At 56.6% G+C, this 17,712-nt stretch carries 21 protein-coding genes; 9 read left to right on the top strand and 12 right to left on the bottom strand.

Annotated features, from left to right (window positions below; translation table 11 throughout):
• Positions 1-359: 359 nt before the first annotated feature.
• Positions 360-1,382, bottom strand: a complete 1,023-nt coding sequence (locus tag FEM03_RS14195; RefSeq protein ID WP_138086931.1) for a quinone-dependent dihydroorotate dehydrogenase — start codon at positions 1,380-1,382, stop codon at positions 360-362.
• A 119-nt stretch (positions 1,383-1,501) separates the two neighbouring features.
• Here FEM03_RS14195 and FEM03_RS14190 point away from each other — a divergent pair, with 119 nt between their 5' ends.
• From FEM03_RS14190 to FEM03_RS14180, 3 genes are all read left to right on the top strand, one after another.
• Positions 1,502-1,777: a type II toxin-antitoxin system Phd/YefM family antitoxin gene (locus tag FEM03_RS14190; RefSeq protein WP_166442859.1), complete on the top strand. Its 276-nt coding sequence runs from the start codon at positions 1,502-1,504 to the stop codon at positions 1,775-1,777.
• Complete coding sequence (locus FEM03_RS14185) at positions 1,774-2,106, top strand: type II toxin-antitoxin system RelE/ParE family toxin (protein ID WP_138086929.1); 333 nt, start codon at positions 1,774-1,776, stop codon at positions 2,104-2,106. Before FEM03_RS14190 ends, FEM03_RS14185 begins: the two co-directional genes overlap by 4 nt.
• Before the next feature lie 183 nt (positions 2,107-2,289).
• A complete protein-coding gene (locus tag FEM03_RS14180) occupies positions 2,290-3,597 on the top strand; it encodes a phosphoribosylaminoimidazolesuccinocarboxamide synthase (RefSeq protein WP_166442858.1) in 1,308 nt (435 codons plus the stop codon).
• Between the two features lie 65 nt (positions 3,598-3,662).
• On the opposite strand, the gene FEM03_RS14175 is transcribed toward FEM03_RS14180, so the two are convergent.
• The 3 genes from FEM03_RS14175 to FEM03_RS14165 all read right to left on the bottom strand — a co-directional run bounded on the left by FEM03_RS14175 (position 3,663) and on the right by FEM03_RS14165 (position 4,694).
• Entirely contained in the window at positions 3,663-3,956 is a 294-nt protein-coding gene (locus FEM03_RS14175) for a type II toxin-antitoxin system RelE/ParE family toxin (protein ID WP_166442857.1), read from the bottom strand.
• The gene (locus FEM03_RS14170) at positions 3,953-4,210 is read right to left on the bottom strand and encodes an addiction module protein (protein WP_138086926.1); all 258 of its coding nucleotides are present in this window, start codon (positions 4,208-4,210) and stop codon (positions 3,953-3,955) included. The genes FEM03_RS14175 and FEM03_RS14170 overlap by 4 nt, the downstream gene beginning before the upstream one ends.
• Positions 4,211-4,400: 190 nt before the next feature.
• A complete protein-coding gene (locus tag FEM03_RS14165; RefSeq protein WP_138086925.1) occupies positions 4,401-4,694 on the bottom strand; it encodes a putative quinol monooxygenase in 294 nt (97 codons plus the stop codon).
• Positions 4,695-4,816: 122 nt separating this feature from the next.
• Between FEM03_RS14165 and FEM03_RS14160 the strand changes: the two genes are divergently transcribed.
• The 4 genes from FEM03_RS14160 (at position 4,817) to FEM03_RS14145 (ending at position 9,010) form a co-directional block, all read left to right on the top strand.
• Positions 4,817-5,758 carry a DUF4886 domain-containing protein gene (locus FEM03_RS14160; protein WP_206171006.1) on the top strand — a complete coding sequence of 314 codons (942 nt, stop codon included), beginning with the start codon at positions 4,817-4,819 and terminating at the stop codon, positions 5,756-5,758.
• Positions 5,759-5,818: 60 nt separating this feature from the next.
• Entirely contained in the window at positions 5,819-7,081 is a 1,263-nt protein-coding gene (locus FEM03_RS14155; protein WP_138086924.1) for an alkaline phosphatase family protein, read from the top strand.
• A gap of 100 nt (positions 7,082-7,181) precedes the next feature.
• Complete coding sequence (gene metF / locus FEM03_RS14150; protein ID WP_138086923.1) at positions 7,182-8,093, top strand: methylenetetrahydrofolate reductase [NAD(P)H]; 912 nt, start codon at positions 7,182-7,184, stop codon at positions 8,091-8,093.
• 17 nt (positions 8,094-8,110) lie between these two features.
• A complete protein-coding gene (locus FEM03_RS14145; protein WP_138086922.1) occupies positions 8,111-9,010 on the top strand; it encodes an ROK family protein in 900 nt (299 codons plus the stop codon).
• 205 nt (positions 9,011-9,215) lie between these two features.
• On the opposite strand, the gene FEM03_RS14140 is transcribed toward FEM03_RS14145, so the two are convergent.
• The 5 genes from FEM03_RS14140 to FEM03_RS14120 form a co-directional block, all read right to left on the bottom strand.
• A complete protein-coding gene (locus FEM03_RS14140; protein WP_138086921.1) occupies positions 9,216-9,536 on the bottom strand; it encodes a hypothetical protein in 321 nt (106 codons plus the stop codon).
• A 156-nt stretch (positions 9,537-9,692) separates the two neighbouring features.
• Complete coding sequence (locus FEM03_RS14135) at positions 9,693-10,034, bottom strand: hypothetical protein (RefSeq protein ID WP_138086920.1); 342 nt, start codon at positions 10,032-10,034, stop codon at positions 9,693-9,695.
• A 33-nt stretch (positions 10,035-10,067) separates the two neighbouring features.
• Complete coding sequence (locus FEM03_RS14130; RefSeq protein WP_138086919.1) at positions 10,068-10,475, bottom strand: toxin-antitoxin system YwqK family antitoxin; 408 nt, start codon at positions 10,473-10,475, stop codon at positions 10,068-10,070.
• 392 nt (positions 10,476-10,867) lie between these two features.
• On the bottom strand, positions 10,868-11,932 hold the full coding sequence (locus FEM03_RS14125; protein WP_138086918.1) for a M23 family metallopeptidase: 1,065 nt from the start codon (positions 11,930-11,932) through the stop codon (positions 10,868-10,870).
• Between the two features lie 28 nt (positions 11,933-11,960).
• On the bottom strand, positions 11,961-12,707 hold the full coding sequence (locus FEM03_RS14120) for a hypothetical protein (protein ID WP_138086917.1): 747 nt from the start codon (positions 12,705-12,707) through the stop codon (positions 11,961-11,963).
• 310 nt (positions 12,708-13,017) lie between these two features.
• On the opposite strand from FEM03_RS14120, the gene FEM03_RS14115 reads away from it, so the two are divergent.
• Both FEM03_RS14115 and recN read left to right on the top strand, forming a co-directional pair.
• Entirely contained in the window at positions 13,018-14,190 is a 1,173-nt protein-coding gene (locus tag FEM03_RS14115; protein ID WP_138086916.1) for an SGNH/GDSL hydrolase family protein, read from the top strand.
• Between the two features lie 62 nt (positions 14,191-14,252).
• Positions 14,253-15,905, top strand: a complete 1,653-nt coding sequence (gene recN, locus FEM03_RS14110) for a DNA repair protein RecN (protein ID WP_138086915.1) — start codon at positions 14,253-14,255, stop codon at positions 15,903-15,905.
• 92 nt (positions 15,906-15,997) lie between these two features.
• Here recN and ruvC read toward each other — a convergent pair whose 3' ends face one another.
• The 3 genes from ruvC to FEM03_RS14095 are packed head-to-tail and all read right to left on the bottom strand — an operon-like array spanning position 15,998 to position 17,710.
• Positions 15,998-16,531, bottom strand: a complete 534-nt coding sequence (ruvC, locus tag FEM03_RS14105; protein ID WP_138086914.1) for a crossover junction endodeoxyribonuclease RuvC — start codon at positions 16,529-16,531, stop codon at positions 15,998-16,000.
• The gene (locus FEM03_RS14100; RefSeq protein WP_138086913.1) at positions 16,524-17,006 is read right to left on the bottom strand and encodes a DoxX family protein; all 483 of its coding nucleotides are present in this window, start codon (positions 17,004-17,006) and stop codon (positions 16,524-16,526) included. The genes ruvC and FEM03_RS14100 overlap by 8 nt, the downstream gene beginning before the upstream one ends.
• Before the next feature lie 8 nt (positions 17,007-17,014).
• The gene (locus FEM03_RS14095; RefSeq protein ID WP_138086912.1) at positions 17,015-17,710 is read right to left on the bottom strand and encodes a polysaccharide biosynthesis/export family protein; all 696 of its coding nucleotides are present in this window, start codon (positions 17,708-17,710) and stop codon (positions 17,015-17,017) included.
• Between the last annotated feature and the right edge of the window lie 2 nt (positions 17,711-17,712).

Here is a 17,712-nt window from a genome sequence, read left to right as displayed (position 1 = left end):
GAATGCAAAGCGCCTCCAGCCAGGGGCGCGAGGTGCAAAGTCGTTTATGTAGAGCCATGGCATTGAGGTCGGCCAAGCCTCGGGCGCGGGCACGCGCTGAAGTTTGCTCAAGGGACAAGCCTCCACCTACATGCATAAGTAGCACCCGCAAGAGCTGCTCTGCCGATGTGATCTGACCTCGCCGTCGGCGCATTGCACCGTGAAGCCGGGCATCTTCATCCAAGTTTTCAGGAAGAAAGTGCCGCAGCACCTCCCACTCATCCTCGACCAAAGTTCGCGGTTGCATCAGCCAACATAGCCAGCTCAATGCATACTTCAACCTTTAGGTATATGCTTATGGGCTGCAAGCCTGTGTCACGTCAGGGGCGGAGGGCGGCGACTTCACGGACGAGGGCGGGTCCGCGATAGACGAGGCCGGAGTAGAGTTGCACGAGGGCGGCTCCGGCGGTGAGTTTTTCGCGGGCGTCGTTGGCGGAAAGGATGCCTCCGACTCCGATGATGGGGATGGTGGTGGGCAGAAGCTGGCGAAAGGCGGCGATGACTTCGGTGGAGCGCTGACGCACGGGGGCACCGCTGAGGCCGCCGGTTTCCTGGGCGCGCGGGTGGCCTTCAACCCCGTTGCGGGTGATGGTGGTGTTGGTGGCGATGACACCGTCGAGAGAGAACTCGGTGAAAACGCGGGCGAGGCTGGCGATTTGATCGGGTTCGAGATCGGGGGCGATTTTGACGAGGAGGGGGACGGATTTGCCGTGTTGGGCTTCCAGTTTGGCCTTTTCTTCGGTGAGGGTGCCGACGAGCTGGCGGATGGGTTCCTCAGCCTGGAGGTCGCGCAGGCCTTTGGTGTTGGGGGATGAGATGTTGACGGCGATGTAGTCGGCCACGGCGTAGGCTTTGCGCAGGCAGATGAGGTAGTCGTCGACGGCGCGTTCGTTGGGGGTGTCGAAATTTTTGCCGATGTTGACGCCGACGATGCTTTTGTTTTGTCGGGTCTTCAGTTTGGCAACGGCGGAGTCGATGCCGGGGTTGTTGAAGCCCATGCGATTGATGATCGCTTCGTGAGGGATAAGGCGGAAGAGGCGCGGTTTGGGATTGCCCGGTTGGGGACGCGGAGTGAGGGTGCCGACTTCAACGAAACCGAAACCCAGGGCGGACCAGGCGTCGACAGCGGACGCGGATTTGTCCATGCCAGCGGCGAGTCCGACAAGATTGGGGAAGTTGAGGCCCATGACGGAATGGCCGGGGCCGGTGGTGGGGGGGGCACCGAGAAGGCCGAGTTGATGGCCGATGCGCATGAGATTGACGGTGACGCCGTGGGCCGTTTCGGCGTCGAGTTGGAAAAGAAGCGGGCGCAGGATGGGGTAAAAGGAGTCGAGCAGGGCCATGGTGTTGAATGGGTGCTTACGGCGGGAGGCCGAGCCGTGCAAGGAGGTTGGAAGTGGGATTTCTTGCTTAAGCGTGGGGACGTGATAACATGAAATTTAATGTTTTATCCGAGTTTTGTATGCAGATCCACGTTGAAGACATCCATGCGCTGACTGAATTCCAGCGCAACGCCAAGGCTCATCTTGCGAGGGTGAATAGAACAGGCAGGCCGGAGGTGTTGACGGTAAACGGCAAGGCCGAGGCGGTTTTGCTGGGCAGGCGCTCCTATGAGCAAGTTTTGGAGGCGTTGGAGGAACTGGGGACGCTCAAGGCCATCCGCCGGGGGATTAGCGAGATGGAAGGAGGGCAAACGCTGGATGCGGCGACGGCTCATCAACGGTTGAGGGAGCTATGAGTGACCATCGCGTTGAATACACCTTTGGCGCACTGGCAGAGATTGAAGAGATTTACCTTTGGATCAAAGAAAGGGCACCGAATGCGGCGGCGAAATGGCGGGATGATCTGATCGCCGAGGTGGAAAATTTGGGAGAAAATCCGCTCCGCCATCCAGTGGCTCAGGAGAGTGAGAAGTTTTCCATCGAGATTCGGGTTATGCTGTTTCGAAAGCGACGAAGCCAGTTGAGGGTTTACTACACCGTCAGGGGGAGTCGGGTGGTGATTCTCACCGTGAGACGAGCCGCGAGAAGACCTCTGGATGAGGTAGATTTGCCGATAGAGGAGTAAGGGAGGAAAAGAAAGTCAGTTGGGGAAAGTAGAAGGCTCGTCCCGAGCCTTGTTGTGGGAATGAAAGGCCCGGGACGGACCTTCTACTTTGGTTTGCGGTCGTTGGGGTTTGAAAAGGAGTTGATGAATGGCGGTTCCTGCGGGATGGAATGGCCGTTTTTCATTTTTTTACTTCTTATCACCATGTCTGTTTCCAGCCTTCCTGCCGTCCGCGTGAATGAACTTGGGGAACCGTTTTATGTGGGGTCGGTGCAACGGCTTTATGCGGTGCCGGATCGTGAGGATTTGATGGTCACGGAGACGACGGCGGCGGGTTCGGTGTTTGATGTGGGCAGCATTTTCGACATTGAAGGTTCGGACGTTGCACGGGCGACATTCCGTCATGCGCTCTACACGCGGATGGGGTTGCCGCAGACTTGGGTGAAGGTGCGCGAGGCGATTCTGGCGGCTCCTGATATGGACGAAGAGTTCCGCGCGGAAATTTTGCAGGGGCCGTTGGAGAGCATGGTGAAAGAAGGGGCCTGCACGCACCATATGGGGATGCTGGATGCGGTGAGTGGCGAGGTCAAAACGGGCGATGCACCGGTAAATGCGAGTGCATTCAACGTGGTGCGCCGGTTCCCGGTGATGAAGCCGGTGCAGAAGTCGTTCTTGGGATCGCATGTGTATGATTATGCGATGTTTTACCAGGCATCGACCTATGTGATTCCCCTTGAATATATCGTGCGTTTTGGGATCACCGGCGGGTCGTCGGTGCTGCGCAAATACAGCGGGTTGAGTGACTCCGAGAAACGTGGGTATGAAGCGGAGTTGGGGCTGACCAAGCCGATGGAGGCCTGGCAATTTTTGCCGAATCCGATTTTTGATCTGACGAGCAAGCATGAACCTGAAGATCGCAGCGTGACCAGGCAGGAGGCATTGCTGATGAGCGGTCTTGAGGCCGAGGCGTTTTTGAGCACGGTCAAGATGAGCATTCTTGGCGCGTGGGCGGTGCGTCAATTGCTGGAAGAAATTGGATTGCTGCTTTGGGACATCAAGTGGGAGTTTGGGGTGGATGGTCTGGATTTTTATTATGTCGACACGATTGATACCGACAGCTTCCGCGCCACGGGTTTTCTTGAGACGGATGGGAAGAAACTGGTGCTTCATTACAACAAGCAGTCCATGCGCGACTACTACAAGATCGTGCATGCCGATTGGTTTACGGGCGTGAATGACGCGAAGAAAGAAGCCAAAAAAACGGGGGTGCCGTTTACGAAATTGTTGAAGGAAGGTCAGGCAGCGGGCAAGTGGCCAAACACGCCGGTGGTGGATGCGGAGTTTTCCGCTTTGCAGTCACGCAAGATGGATTTGATCCGTCAGCATGTGCTGGGGAAAACACCTGCGGAAGAAGTTAAATCGGCGTTGCGCGAGGTCGGGATTGCGGAGGTGGAGTTTTACCGGGCGCGGGGGTTGTTCGAGGAGTATGCGAAGGCGAATGCGATTGGGTGAGGAGGGGGGAATGGGGGTTGGGATGACGGGCAACTGCGCAGTGTCGGTCGAAGTTAACAAGCCCTTCATCTAATCCTTTTCCGCCAGTAGCCCGGTTGTTTGTGGAGATGCATCATTGCGACAATCCGGATGGTATCAGAGTTGAGCAAATAGACGATGGCATACGGAAACCGCCTGAGCCTAGCTTTGCGCACTTGACCGTCAAACTTCCTAAAGAGTTCTGGATGCGCGGCTATTTCAGCCACGGCCACCTCTGCGCAGGCGGCAAACTGTTCTCCAAGATCAGAGTCGATGCTGCCATAATAGAGCGCCGCGTCGTAGAATTCACATTCAGCGGATTCAAGCCAGCTGACCTTCATGGAGGAGAGGTGGCTCCGCGTTGCTCGGAAAGCTTGTTCTTTAGTGAGGTAATGACTTCTTCGTGCGGCACCAGTTTGGCAGTGCCGTTGCGCACGGACTCCACGCGACGGTCGATTTCGGCCTGCCATTCTGGGCTGAGATCTAGATCGTCTTCCTCGTCCACGCTCTCAATAAGACGAGTAGCGATGCGGCAACGTTCTTCCAGAGGGAGTCGAAGGGCGTTTTCCAAGAGCGTTTCTGCGGCGGAAGTCATCTCACCACAGTTTAGTCGGAGATGGGCTTGGGTTCAAGTCCTGAGCTTAGAGGGGGGTTTGGAGTGCGCGTGGGAGGATTCGACTGGAATGGCGCGAGGGTGAGGTGGTTCGAATAAGTGTGGAGACGTTCGGGATGACAGGCAAAATGCCTGTCACACCCACAGGCTGCAAGCCTGTGTCACGGGGGAGCTAGGAGTCGATGATATTGCCGAGGATGGCGGTTTTGTTGAGGATGAGGCCGTTGGAGGCGCGTTCTTTGAAGAGGATGAAGTGGGGGGTGTTGCGATGGGCTTCGAGGGCTTCGAGGTCGTCGTAGGCTTCGGCCAGGCTGAAGTGGTTGGGGGTGTCGATGCTCTGGCTGATTTCAAAACGGCGGCAGCCGGGTTCCTTGGTGCGTGCGTCGGCGGCTTCTTCGGTGATGTAGGCGATGAATTCGTCGACGCGGGTGGGGTCGACTTCGACGGTGATGAGGAGGGAGATCATGGGGTTACCTTGAACATTGGATGGGGAGGGTGGCGAGTTTTTTTATTCTCACACGAAGGCACAAAGTTGGGAACAGATCAGTTGATGCAAGTGATGGGGGTGCTGGGGCGTTGAGTGTTTTGATGATGAAGATTTTTTTCGCGTTGATGTTGATGGTAGGGGTGGTGGGTCCGGTGCCGGGGGTTTTGGCGGAGACGGCAGGAGAGAAGAACAAAAAGACGGTGCGGTTGTTGACGATTGGGAACAGTTTTTCGCGGGATGCGACGATGTTTTTAAAAGACTTGGTGAAGGCGGGCGGGCATGAGCTGATCCATGACTCGATTGTGGTGGGCGGGGCAAGCCTTGAGCTGCATGCAACGAAGGCGCAGAAGTTTGAGGCGGATGCGAATGATCCGGCGGGTCTATACAAAGATGGCAAGAGCTTGAAGGCGCATCTGCTGGCGGAGAAGTGGGAGGTGGTGACGATCCAGCAGGCGAGCATCAAGAGTCATGACGTGGATACCTTCCGGCCCTTTGCGCGAATTTTGTTCGACTACATCAAGAAGCACGCACCGGATGCGCGGGTGGTTTTTCATGAGACGTGGGCTTATCGAAGTGATGATCCGAGGTTTTCGGTGAAGAACAAAAAGGTGGGGGAGCCGTTGACCCAGCAGGCGATGTTTGAAGGGTTGAAGGGGGCTTATGGTGAGGTGGCGAAGGAGTTGGGAACCGGGATGATTCCGACGGGAAACGCGTTTTATCTGGCGGATACGGATGCGGTATGGGGGTATCGTCGGGATGAGAAGTTTGAGGTGAAATCAGCGAAACCTCCGGCTTTGCCTGATCAGACGCATTCATTGCACGTGGGCCGGGTTTGGAAGAAGGGTAAGGATGGCAGGCTGACGCTGGCGATGGATGGTCATCATGCCAGCAAGGCGGGACAGTATCTGGGGGCCTGTGTGTTTTATGAGTCGTTGTTTGGCGGGGTGGTGGAGGTGGATTTTGCTCCGAAAGGTTTGGAGTCGGAATATGCGGCGTTTCTGCGCAAAACGGCGCAGCGGGCGGTGGAGGAGATGAAACCTTAAATTAAGGTCGGGTTTGTTCGCTTGCACAATGGGCAATCGGGTGTGTGATGAGCGTGGGTTATGAAAGCGAGTCGTGTTTATGTATTTTTGGTCGTCGCCGCTTGTCTGGCGTTCGGGGCGTTTTGGTGGCTGAACGAACGGCGGGAGGGGGCGGTGGTGGAGCCGAAAGATCGGATCGTCATCTTGGTGGGGTTGGACGGGTTTCGGTCGGATTACCTGGAGAAATACCAGCCACCGGTGCTTTCGAGGTTGGCGAAAGGCGGGGTGACGGCGGAGAAGATGGTGGGGAGCTTTCCGACGCTGACGTTCCCGAATTTTTTCACGTTGGCGACCGGGCTCCGGCCGCAGAAGCATGGGATCATCAACAACAACATGTATGATCCGGTTTTTGACGCTAGTTTCGCGTTGGGGAGTCCGGCGGTGGCAGACGGACGCTGGTGGGAGGGGGAGCCGGTGTGGCTGACAGTGCAGAAACACGGAATGAAGTCGGCCTGCATGTTTTGGCCGGGGTCTGAGGCGGAGATTGGCGGTCGGAGGCCGGATGAATGGCGACGCTATGACGGCAAGGTGACGGCGGAGGAGCGGGTTCGCACGGTGCTGGACTGGCTGCGTCGTCCCAAAGGGGAGAGGCCGGGTTTGGTGACGTTGTATTTTCATGAGGCGGACTCGGCGGGGCACAAGTTTGGCGTGGATTCGGCCCAGGTGGCGGAGGCAGTGCAAGTCGTGGACGCCGCGCTGGGCCAGTTGGTGAAGGGGATTGACGAGCTGAAGTTGAGTCATGTGGTGCAGCTGGTTTGTGTATCGGATCACGGCATGACGGATCTTCATCCCGACAGGACGATCGCGATGGGGTCGTTGATGGACACCGAGAAGGTGGACATCGATTTTGCCGGCGCGGTGGCGGGGGTGCGTCCGAAAGAAGGCGGGGAGACGGCGGCGGCGATGGTGGAGCGTTTGCGCAAGGAGCAGAAGCATTTTCAGGTCTATTTGAAAGAAGAGGTGCCGGAGCGGCTGCATTTTCGAGATCACCGGCGCATTCCTCCGGTGATTTTGATCGCGGATGAGGGGTGGTTTTTTGTGAAAAGGCCTTTGATGAGCGAGGGGCTGCGGAACTCGTTTTTGAAGGCCACGCATGGATTTGATCCGGATTTGCCATCGATGGGCGCGGCGTTTGTGGCGTCGGGGTCGGCGTTTCAATCGGGAGTGAGGCTGGCACCTTTTGAGAACGTGGAAATTTACGGGCTGGTATGTGCAACGCTTGGAATAGAACCTGCGTCGAATGATGGCAGCGGGGTTCTCGCCAGCCAAGTGCTCAAGCCTTAGTTTATTGCAATGCAATCCCTTGGAATTGAATTGAATTGAAATGAAAAGGTGACGCGGACATTGGTTGCGGTCTTCGTTTCGCTTGATAGGATCATTAGCCATGCACGTTCAGGATATTTTTGCCACCCAACGCCCGACTTTTTCCTTTGAGTTTTTTCCGCCGAAAACGGAAGCGGCTTCACTGGCGTTGTATGAGACGATCAGTGAACTGGAGGCTTACAAGCCGGCATTTGTGAGTGTCACTTATGGCGCGGGTGGAACGACGCGCGAACTGACGCATGATCTGGTGGTGCGCATCAATCAGTCGACCACGCTGGATGCGGTGCCGCACTTGACCTGTGTGTGTCATGGCGATTCGGACATCGAGGCGATTTTGGAGCGATATGCGGAGGCGGGCGTGAGCAACATTTTGGCGCTCGGGGGTGATCCGCCGAAGAATTTGGAGGGGTATGTGCGGGCGAACGATGCTTTTCAGCACGCGGCGGATCTGGTGAAGTTCATCCGCAATTTTAAGGGGCATTCCGACAGCCGTGGGTTTGGGATTGGGGTGGCGGGATTTCCTGAGGGACATCCGGGGACGCCGAACCGCTTGATGGAGATGGACTATCTGAAGGCAAAGGTCGACGCGGGAGCGGACTACATTTGCACGCAATTGTTTTTTGATAACCGCGACTTTTTTGATTTCCGGGATCGGTGTCATCTGGCGGGCATTCATGTGCCGATCATTGCCGGGATCATGCCGGTGACGAGTGCCTCCGGGATGCAGCGCATGGCGGAACTGGCGGCGGGTGCGCGGTATCCCGCCAAGCTGCTGAAGGCGATTGCACGTTGTGGCAAGGATGAGGATGCGGTGCAGCGGGTTGGCGTGCATTACGCGACGGAGCAATGTGCGGATTTGCTCGACAACGGTGTCGACGGCATTCATTTTTATACGCTTAACAAAAGCGGTGCCACCCGTGACATCTATGCGAGCCTTGGTTTGAAGGATTCGCATTCGTTGCAGGCGGTCTAATTTTTTTCTCTCCCCACATGAAAAACGATTTAATCGCCGCCATTGAAGCGGGCGGAACCAAGTTCAATTGCGCAATTGGAACGGGTCCGGATGACATCCGCCTGAGCACGCGCATCGAAACCACTACACCGATGGAGACGATGCGGGAGGTGATTGCGTTTTTTGACCATGGGGCGCGTCAGGTTGGCAAATTCAACGCGCTCGGCATCGGTGCCTTTGGGCCTTTGGATCTGAACAAGAACAGCGACACCTACGGCTACATCACGACGACGCCGAAAGAGGGGTGGAAGTATACGGATTTATTGGGATCGTTGCGGGATGTGTTTCATGTGCCGATGGCGATTGATACGGATGTGAATGCGGCGGCGCTGGGCGAATATACCTGGGGCAATGGGCGGCAGTGTGATCCGTTGATCTACATCACGGTGGGCACGGGCGTGGGTGGCGGGGTTTTGATCAATGGCAAGCCTTTGCATGGCGCGATGCATCCGGAGATCGGGCATTTGTTCATTCCGGCGATCATGTCGGATGCGCCGGAACCGGACGGCGTTTGCCCTTTTCATGGCAGCTGTGTGGAAGGTTTGTTGAGTGGTCCGGCCATTGCGGCGCGATGGGGGGCACCGGCGGAGAATTTTCCGGCTGAGCACGAGTGCTGGGGCGAGTTTTCCACCTTGATGGCGCTGGCGCTGGCGAATTTGACGCTGACGTTGTCGCCGCAGCGGATTATTCTCGGTGGCGGAGTGATGCATCAAACGCAGTTGTTTCCGATGATCCAGGAGGAGTTGCAGCGGGTGCTGAACGGGTATTTGCAGACCTATGAACTGATGGAGGGGGTTAGGGATTATGTAGTGCCTCCGGGTTTGGGGGATCAAGCAGGGATTTTGGGGGCAATGGCGATGGCGCAGCAGTTGTTGTGAGAAGCTGAGTGGGGGAGTTGCCAGATTGGCTGCCGAAGTTCAGTGCCCAGGTGTTTTTGGGATTCGTTTTCCAGAGGGTAATACTGCGAAGCGATCACTTTGTTGAAAATGTCAGCATGCAGACGAATCCAACAGTTTCCGAGATCGATTCTGTTAGGCTCGGACGGATTCTAGCCCAGAGCTCAGCCACATCTGAAAGCTGAGCCTATTCATCTTTGGACTCTTGATTTTTCTCCTTGTGAACTTGTAGTGCACAAAAGACTATTTGAATTACTGAGCATACAAGCATCGCAGGAGGGCGCAAAACCGAGGGCTTGTCCCTCTTTAAAATTCTGTTTGCGATCCAATAACAATCGCGTTTTGAAATGTATTCTCGCATTTCGATTTCTGTGATCTCTGCAAAACGCTTGTCGGCCCATTCAACAGCGGTAATGACAAAAACTTTTTGGTCATTTCGATTGTTGATCGGATCCAAGTCCGAAACCTTGCTCAGCCATTGGTCGGCGTCCGAGTCATCGATGATCATAGGTAACTCCTCTCTCTTAGATTGCCTTCGACACATTGCTTCATGAAGTCGCTTTGTTCCTTATCAGAATAAGTGTCTTGGATACACGGCATTTCAGCAAGTCCATCGGCGCATTCCTGAATTGCCCTTTTCTATAGTGTCCCCCATTTGTCGAAATTATGACATCAGCGACTCCAAAGCGCGCGCATTCGTCATACCACATAGCTGCCGCCAAGTGCTGCGATACGAGCATCTAACAAATTTTGGAGGATCGTTGGCCAGGCCGAATATGGGAAATTTTAATGCGGTATCGTAAAAACCATCGACTATTTTATGTATGATATAGCGCATTTCCTGTTCTGGAAGATTCCATCCTCCAAGCTGGAGTGAGCTATTGAAAAACTGCATTAATTCGTTTTCTAGATCGATCAAAAGCTCAGCTTTAACCTCGCCACTATTGCAAAAATTATGCGCGAACAGATTCGGTGGATCGTATGAAATTGGCCATGTGGGTTTCATCAATGATAGGATTAAATGAAAAGTGTGGCAGAGCTAAAATTGATTCAATTTTTTCACGGAACCATCTTCATGATATTCCACCTTGGATATGATTCGCGACTTTGGGGGTTCAAACTTTGATAGGGATTTTAAACTTCCGGTTCTGGAAAATATTCTCTGCTCTATGCGGATTCCATCTTTGTATTCAGTGATGACGTAAGTTGAGCCATCATCATGATAAACAACGGATTTTGTTAAAACGTTGTTTGTTCTAAATTCTTTTTTATACGTTTTTTCCTTTAGCGTATAAACGGAGATGATGCTGTCGCCATCAAGCTGTATTGACTCGAGTTTTGGAGGGCCTTCATTGATCAATCTACTGGTAATCTCCCCAAGTGAATGACAAGAAACAAGAGGAAGAAACGCACTAAATACAAGAAAATATGCGGAATATCTATTCATCTGAACGAGTGCTTGTGGCTAGAAATGGTCAGCTGTCGAACTTGTAATCATCAGCGCTTTTGCAACAACCCTCTCGGTCATTCCTTGCATTTGCACACGCTCTTCTAAAAATACAAGGCCGAGGTGAATTTTGCAATGTTGTCTGGACAGACTGTGGTCCTGGAGGCGGAGCCTGCAACGGATGAGCAGATTGTCGAAGAAGCCGACGGTGAGGGTCTTTGTCACAGCATCCCTGATTTTATCCTGCCGTCGGGAGGTGAGTGAGGGTAATGGGCGATGAGAACCGGCACCCATGAAGCGTCCTGACAGGGCGCGGGGTTCTGTGGATTAGGACCCGGCACCTTGTGCCGGGCTCTTATGAGTTGTCCCGATGGGACGGATTTGATGGAATACTACTTCGGGGCGGCGATGAGGAAGTCGCTGGTGATGAGTTCGACATGACGGATGCCGCTGGCGGTTAGGGTGCCTTTGCCGCCGCTGCCGCTGACGTGTTTGCGGGTATGATAAACGTGAGGGATGCCGGTGTCTTTTACCCAGCTAACCTGGGGCTGGGTGACGGACTGGTCGACGGGGCGGATGTGGAGGGGAAGGCCGGAGCCGCTGAGGCTGATTTCCCACGAGGGCGAGGGGCGGGCGGTGTCTTCGCCGAGCCAAGGGTAGTTTTGCAGGAGTTCGAGGGTGGTGTTGCGTCGCGGGACGATGACCTTCCACTCGGGCTCTTGGGTGCGAACGAATTGGGAGACGCTTAGGGTGGGGTTTTTCTGACGCTCAAGATAGAGGCGGGCGAGGTCCATGCCGGCGAGGTTGAGCCCGTTGTAAAGGCCGTGGGCGTTGGGGCTGGGACGGAAGTTTTTTTCGTGCCATTCGTTGAAGCGGCTGCTGAGGAACAGGTTGAGCTCGAGGTGGAGGTGGGAGCGGCGTTTGTCGAGTCCAACCCCGCTGTAGCCGAGGATGCCGATGGGCGTGCCGGGGAGGACGGGGCGACCGGGTTGAACGTCGACGCGGGCGAGGTGGGCGTAGAGGGAGTAGAAGGCGCCATCGGTCCAGTCGTGACGGATGACGACATAACGTCCGTAGTTGCTGGCGCCGGGCTGATCGCTGACGTGGACGACTTCGCCGTGGGAGATGCTGCGCACTTGGTCGAGGGGGGTGCCGTTGGCATCGCGCTTGAGCGGGGCGATGTCGAGTCCTTCATGGAAGGCCATGAGGACCACTTTGGAACCGAGTCGGACCGGACCGCGAACGTAGCCGTATTGTCCGCCTTCCCACGGGGTGGAGGTTTGTTTTTCGAAGTTACGGTCGACGAACATGTAGAATCCCGGTTCGTCGCTGCGCAGCAGGCCATCGTTGTCCGTTGGTAGGACAAGGGCCATGGGAGTTGGGTTGGGCTGTTGGGCGTGAACGGACTGGTTTGACAATGACAACGCCAGCAGGCAGAGGAGGAGGCAACGATGCATGGTGGCGCCCGAGTTTAAGAGAGGATCCTTATTGAGGGAGGGGCAACTGACCTTGAGGGGCCTCACCAGGAAGCGGAGTGACACCTTCAACGGGCATCTGACTGCTGGTGGGTGCGGCGGGGACGCCTGGTGCAGCAGGGTCAGGAGTGGAGGTGGGTGCGGTGGGAAGGTTGAAGCTGGGGATGGCGGGTTTCTCTTCTTCGCCGGCTTTTTTGCGTTTTTCGGCTTCACGTTCTTCTTTCTTGAAGCGTTGAAGAAAGCTCTTTTTCTCTTTGGGAGTGGTGGGCGACATTTCGAATTTGTCAGACATGCTGGGTGCACCGGAAGAGGTGATTTTCGGGTGCTTTTTGGCAAGGGCGGCGATGACGCTGTCGGGAACGCCCTGCCAGATGGTGATCATGCCGTTGGAAACGACCTGGTCGATGCGCACGTAGTCGACAGGTTGACCGTTAACGAGAGCGAGGAGGTATTCGCCGTTGCGGGTGCGGGTGATGAGGTCGAGGTTTTGTTTGCCGCGGAAGTCGAGTTGCAGGGTGAGTCCGTTGCCTCCGGTGGGGGCGGGGAAGGAGTGGTAGGCGGCAACGTTTTTCTGGCTGATTTCAGGAAGGATTTTGAAGATCAATGAGCGGCCATCCAGCACAAATGGGAAGATGGTTTTGCGCATGTCGGTGTCGTTGCCCTGGCTGTGAAAGGTGATGGAGAACTCTTCTTTTTTCCCCATGCTGATCAAGAGGGGGGCGAGCAGGATGAAAATCCAAGGAGCGAAACGTTTCATGGGTGGGATTGAAGGGGATTTGGGTGGGGATTGCAAGCTTCAAAGGAAGGGGGGGCGGGGAATTGGGCAACCACGAATGGACACGAATTGACACGAATGGGTCTGAATATGAAAAGAAGCTTTCTGGGGCTACCTGTGGGATCTGAGGCCATAGGAGTAATATTTTTTAACCACAGCCGAGCGAAGCGAGACAGCCAGCCGCAGGCTGCCCGGAGGGTGAGCGCAGCGAAGCAAATGGACACAGATGAACGCAGATGGGGTTTTTTGTTGCAGCGGGAGGGTGAAAGCTGGCATCGTGGTTTGATCCACTATGAATCGCCGCACTTTTTTTACCGCCACTGTGTCTTTGCCTGTTTTGCCGTTGATGGGTCAGCAAGGGGCTGCTCCTGCGGAGCCGATTTCGAAGTTGGACAAGGAGATGGCGGCTTCGAAGGCGGGGGCGGGCGGGAAAGGGGTGACCTGGCAAAATCCGGAGGACTGGGGGTTGGAGGGGCGGGTTTGGGGAGATTTGCCTAGGAAGCGGTTTTATGATCGGTTGCCAGCGGAGGCAGAGGGCAAGGTGACGGGGCCGGTGTGGAATCTGAGCCGGCACAGTGCGGGCATGGCGGTGAGATTCAAGACGGACGCCACAGCGGTGCATGTGAGGTATCAGTTGTCGAACCCGGGGTTGGCGATGCCGCACATGCCGGCGACGGGGATGAGTGGCACGGATCTTTATGCGCGGGATGCGTCCGGTCGCTGGCGCTGGGTGAATGTGAGCAAGCCGGAGAAGCAGAATGTGGAGGCGATGTTGATCCAGGGAATGCCGTCGGAGGAGCGGGAGTTCATGTTGTATCTGCCGTTGTATAACGGAGTGGAGAAGCTGGAGATTGGGGTGAATGAGGGGGCGAAGTTTGAGGGATTGGCACCGCGCGAGGAGGAGTCGGCGGTGTTGTTTTATGGAACTTCGATCACGCACGGGGCGAGCGCTTCACGGCCGGGGATGTGTCATCCGGCGATATTAGGACGGAGACTGGACCGACCGGTGATCAACCTGGGATTCTCGGGGAATGGCAAGATGGATGAGGCGGTGGGGGTGTTGCTGGCGAAGCTGAAGGTGGCGGTTTTGGTGATCGATTGTTTGCCGAACATGGATGCGAAGCTGGTGCTGGAGCGGTGTGTGCCGCTGGTGAAGCAGTTGCGGGCGGCGGATGCGACGGCGGCGGTGCCGATTGTGCTGGTCGAGGATCGGCGCAACACGAACTCGTGGATTCAGCCGGTGCGGGCTGCGCATCACACGGCCAATCATGCGGCGTTGAAGGGGAGCTTTGATAAGCTGAAGTCGGAGGGGGTGAACAATCTTTTCTACGTGGAAGGAGATGCGTTGTTGGGGGACGATGCGGATGGGGCAACGGACGGGTCACATCCCAACGATCTGGGTTTTTACCGGCAGGCGGACGTGATCGAGCCGGTGCTGCGGGCGGCATTGAATCAGTCAGTGTAGGCGCGCGTTTGCAATGTGGTGAAGTGCTTCCATAGTCGGCGCAATTGGTTGTCTGTATTGTCATGCTTGCGCTGCTGAAAATTCAAAATCTTGCCCTGGTCGAAGATCTCTCCTGGGAGCTTGGGCCTGGACTGGTGAGTGTGACCGGGGAGACGGGGGCGGGGAAGTCGATCATTGTGGGGGCGCTGAAGCTGATTCTTGGGGAGCGCGCGGATCGTGGACTGATCAGGACGGGTTCGGAGACGTGTTCGGTGGAGGCGGTGTTTGATTTGAAGAGGCCGCAGGCGGTGGATACGGTGCTGGTGGAGAATGGTTTGGATGCGCTGGATGGGGAGTCGTTGATCATTCGCCGGGTGATTGGCGCGAGCACCAACAAGCAGTTTGTAAACGGGTCACCGGTGACTTCGGCGATGCTGAAGCAATTAGGTGAGCATTTGGTGGATTTGCATGGTCCGCATGATCATCAATCGTTGCATTCAAAAGAGCGGCAGTTGGAGATGCTGGATGCGTATGCGGGGGCGGAGGAGTTGGTGAAGGCGTATGGTGAAAGCTATCGGGCGTGGCGCAAGGCGTCGGTGGAGCATGATGAGCTGGCAAATTCCGAGCGGGCCAGTGCGCAGGAGATCGACATGCTGCGGTTTCAGATTGCGGACATTGATGAGGCACAGTTGCAGCCGGGTGAGGAGGAGGAGATCGAAACGAGGCATCGGCTGGCGGCGAACAGCACGCGCGTGGTGGAGCTGGGGAATGGAATTGTGGAGCGGCTGGCTGAGGGGCCGCACAGTGTGTTATCCGAATTGCGCGAGATCTCACGCATGATGCATGAACTGGAGAAGTTTGATCCGCAGTTGGCGGAGACGTTCTCGGGGTTTTCTTCGGCGCAGATTGAGTTGCAGGAGATGGAGGATGCGGTGCGGGATTATGCGGCGGGCATTGAGTTTGAACCAGGTGAGCTGGACACGTTGGAGCAGCGCATTCATGTGATTCAAACGCTGAAGCGCAAGTATGGGGCGGATGTGAAAGCGGTGTTGGAGTTTCGCGAGCAGGCAGCGGGTCGACTGGCGCGGATGGAGAACCGGGGCGAGGAGCTGGAGAAACTGGCGGCGCTGGTGCAGAAGGCTTTGAAGGAAGTGGGGAAGGCGGGCAAGGAGCTTTCGGCGGCAAGACGCAAGTCGGCTCCGTTGCTGGCCAAGGACATCGCGGCGCATTTGGTGGATCTGGGATTTCAGCAGGCGGTATTTGAGGTGCAGTTGTTGCCGCGCGAGGTGCCGGGGGTGGATGGTTTGGAGGAGGTGGATTTTGTTTTTGCACCAAACGTGGGCGAGCCGAAGAAGCCGTTGCGGTTGACGGCGTCGTCGGGCGAGATGTCGCGGGTGTTGCTGGCGGTGAAGAGTGCGCTGGCGAAGCAGGATGCGATTGCGCTGATGGTGTTCGACGAGATTGACTCGAACGTGGGTGGCAACATCGCGGGGGCGGTGGGACGCAAGATGGCGTCGATTGCGGAGCGACATCAGATCATTGCGATCACGCACATGCCACAGCTGGCGTCATTGGCGGACCGGCATTTTGTGGTGAGCAAGGAGCTTCAAGATCAGCGCACTCGGTCGACGTTGCAGGAGGTTCGGGATGCGGACCGGGTGGAGGAGCTGGCGCGGATGTTGGGCGGGAAGAGCGATAGTGCGAAGGCGCACGCGGAGAGTTTGTTGAAAAGGTAAGAGTCGAGTTCTTGGTTCTTGGTTCTTAGTTCTTGGTTATTCCGCCGGTCATTCCCAAACCAAGAACCAAGAACAAGGAACCAAGAACTTTTTCACGCTCTCTGGCGGTCGCGGTTGGTGGCAAGGCCGGCGGACGAGGCTTGGAGATGGGCGAGTCCGACGGCGAGGGCATCGGCGGCGTCGGGGGGAGGGGTTTCACGAAGACGCAGGATGGAGCGCATCATGAAGGCGACCTGGGTTTTGTCGGCTGCGCCTTTGCCAACGGCGGCTTGTTTGACCTCACGGGGGGCGTAGTCGTAGATGGGGAGTCCGTGTTCGGCGGCGGCGATGAGAACGGCTCCGCGCACGGCACCGAGGGTGATGGCGGTGCGATAGCTTTGGACGAAGATGGTGGACTCGATGGCGCACTCGGTGGGGCGAAATTCGACGATGAGCTCGTTGAGTTTTTCGCGGATGGCGACGAGGCAGCCGGAGGGCAGGAGTTTGGCGGGATTTTGGATCACGCCATAGGTGATGGACGTGATGGTTTTGCCGTCGCGCTGGAGGAGGGCGTAGCCGGTATTGCGCAAGGCCGGGTCGACCGCCAGGATGCGGAGGGACTCACGCTCAGGCTTGGGCTCAGACATAAATGGACTTTTTGCCGCGGCGCATCTTGAACAGGGCGTCGAGGGAGCACCAGCCGGGACCGCTGATCAGCAGGCAGAGGGCGATGAAAAAATAGAGGGCAGCGGCTTCGGCGGTGGGGGTGCTGATGCCGGTGCGGTTGGAGATGAGGACCGCCAAGGCCATGACGGGAAGGAGGATCACCGAGGCAAAGCGGGTGACGAAGCCAAGCATCCAACTGACGGAGCTCAGGACGATGACGACGGCCATGACCACCGCGAGGATTTTGGGAAGAGGCAGACTTGCATTGGCGATGGTGTCGATAAAACCCCAGGGGGCTCCGTGCCAGAGATGTTGCCAGACGCGGATGGCGAAGTTCCAGCCTTCGACGTAAAAGAGCACAAATCCGGCACCAAAGCGCAGGAGAAAGAGGCCGAGGGAGGCAGCGAGACTGGACTCGTTGCGAGGGGGGGAATAGCGGTCGAAGTTGCTGGGCATGGGGCGAATTAAAGGTCGCTGGTATAGGTCACGATGTCCCCTGCCATGAGCGTGCCGCTGCTGGCGGCGGCTTGCAGGTTGGGGTAGAAGCGGCGGCGACCTTCGCGAGTGATATAAACGGCGGAGCCATCACCGATGCGACCGCCAACATACGGAAGGATGTTGATGGGGGAGGCGGTGTCGAACCAGCGCACGACGGCGGGTTGTTTGACGGAGCCGTTGATGGTGAGGAGCGGGAGGTCTTCGATGTTTTTCAACTGCACGTTGAGGATTTTGTCGCCGCGCTGAGCGTTGAAGAGGGAACTGATGGCGCGGACGGCCTGGGTGGCATCGAGTCCGGCCAGGCGGGTTTTGCCGATTTTACCGAAGTCGCCGTTGCCTTCTGGATCAATGAGCACGTTGCCGCTGAAGATGCGATCAGGAGAGCGCTGGCCGGTGTAGATGTCAACGTCGAGGGTGTGGCCGGGGGTGAGTTTTTGACGAATGTCGTAGGGAATGAAGGGATCGTTGCCGGGGGAGGCCGAATCGTCACCGATGAAGGGAACGTTGATGCTGACAGAGGGCAGCTTTTTGAGAGTGCCACAGCTGCTGAGGAGCGCCGCGATGCCGATGGCGCTGAGGGCGGAGAGGAGAAGGGGTGTTGTCCGGAACATGACGTAGCTCACCATTGCCAGCGTTTGCCCGGTGACAAGCGAAAGGATCAAGA

Origin of the sequence: Phragmitibacter flavus (assembly GCF_005780165.1) — a bacterium.
Taxonomy (GTDB): domain Bacteria; phylum Verrucomicrobiota; class Verrucomicrobiia; order Verrucomicrobiales; family Verrucomicrobiaceae; genus Phragmitibacter; species Phragmitibacter flavus.
Note: the sequence above shows the minus strand (reverse complement) of the source record. Positions and strands in the feature narration are given on the sequence as shown.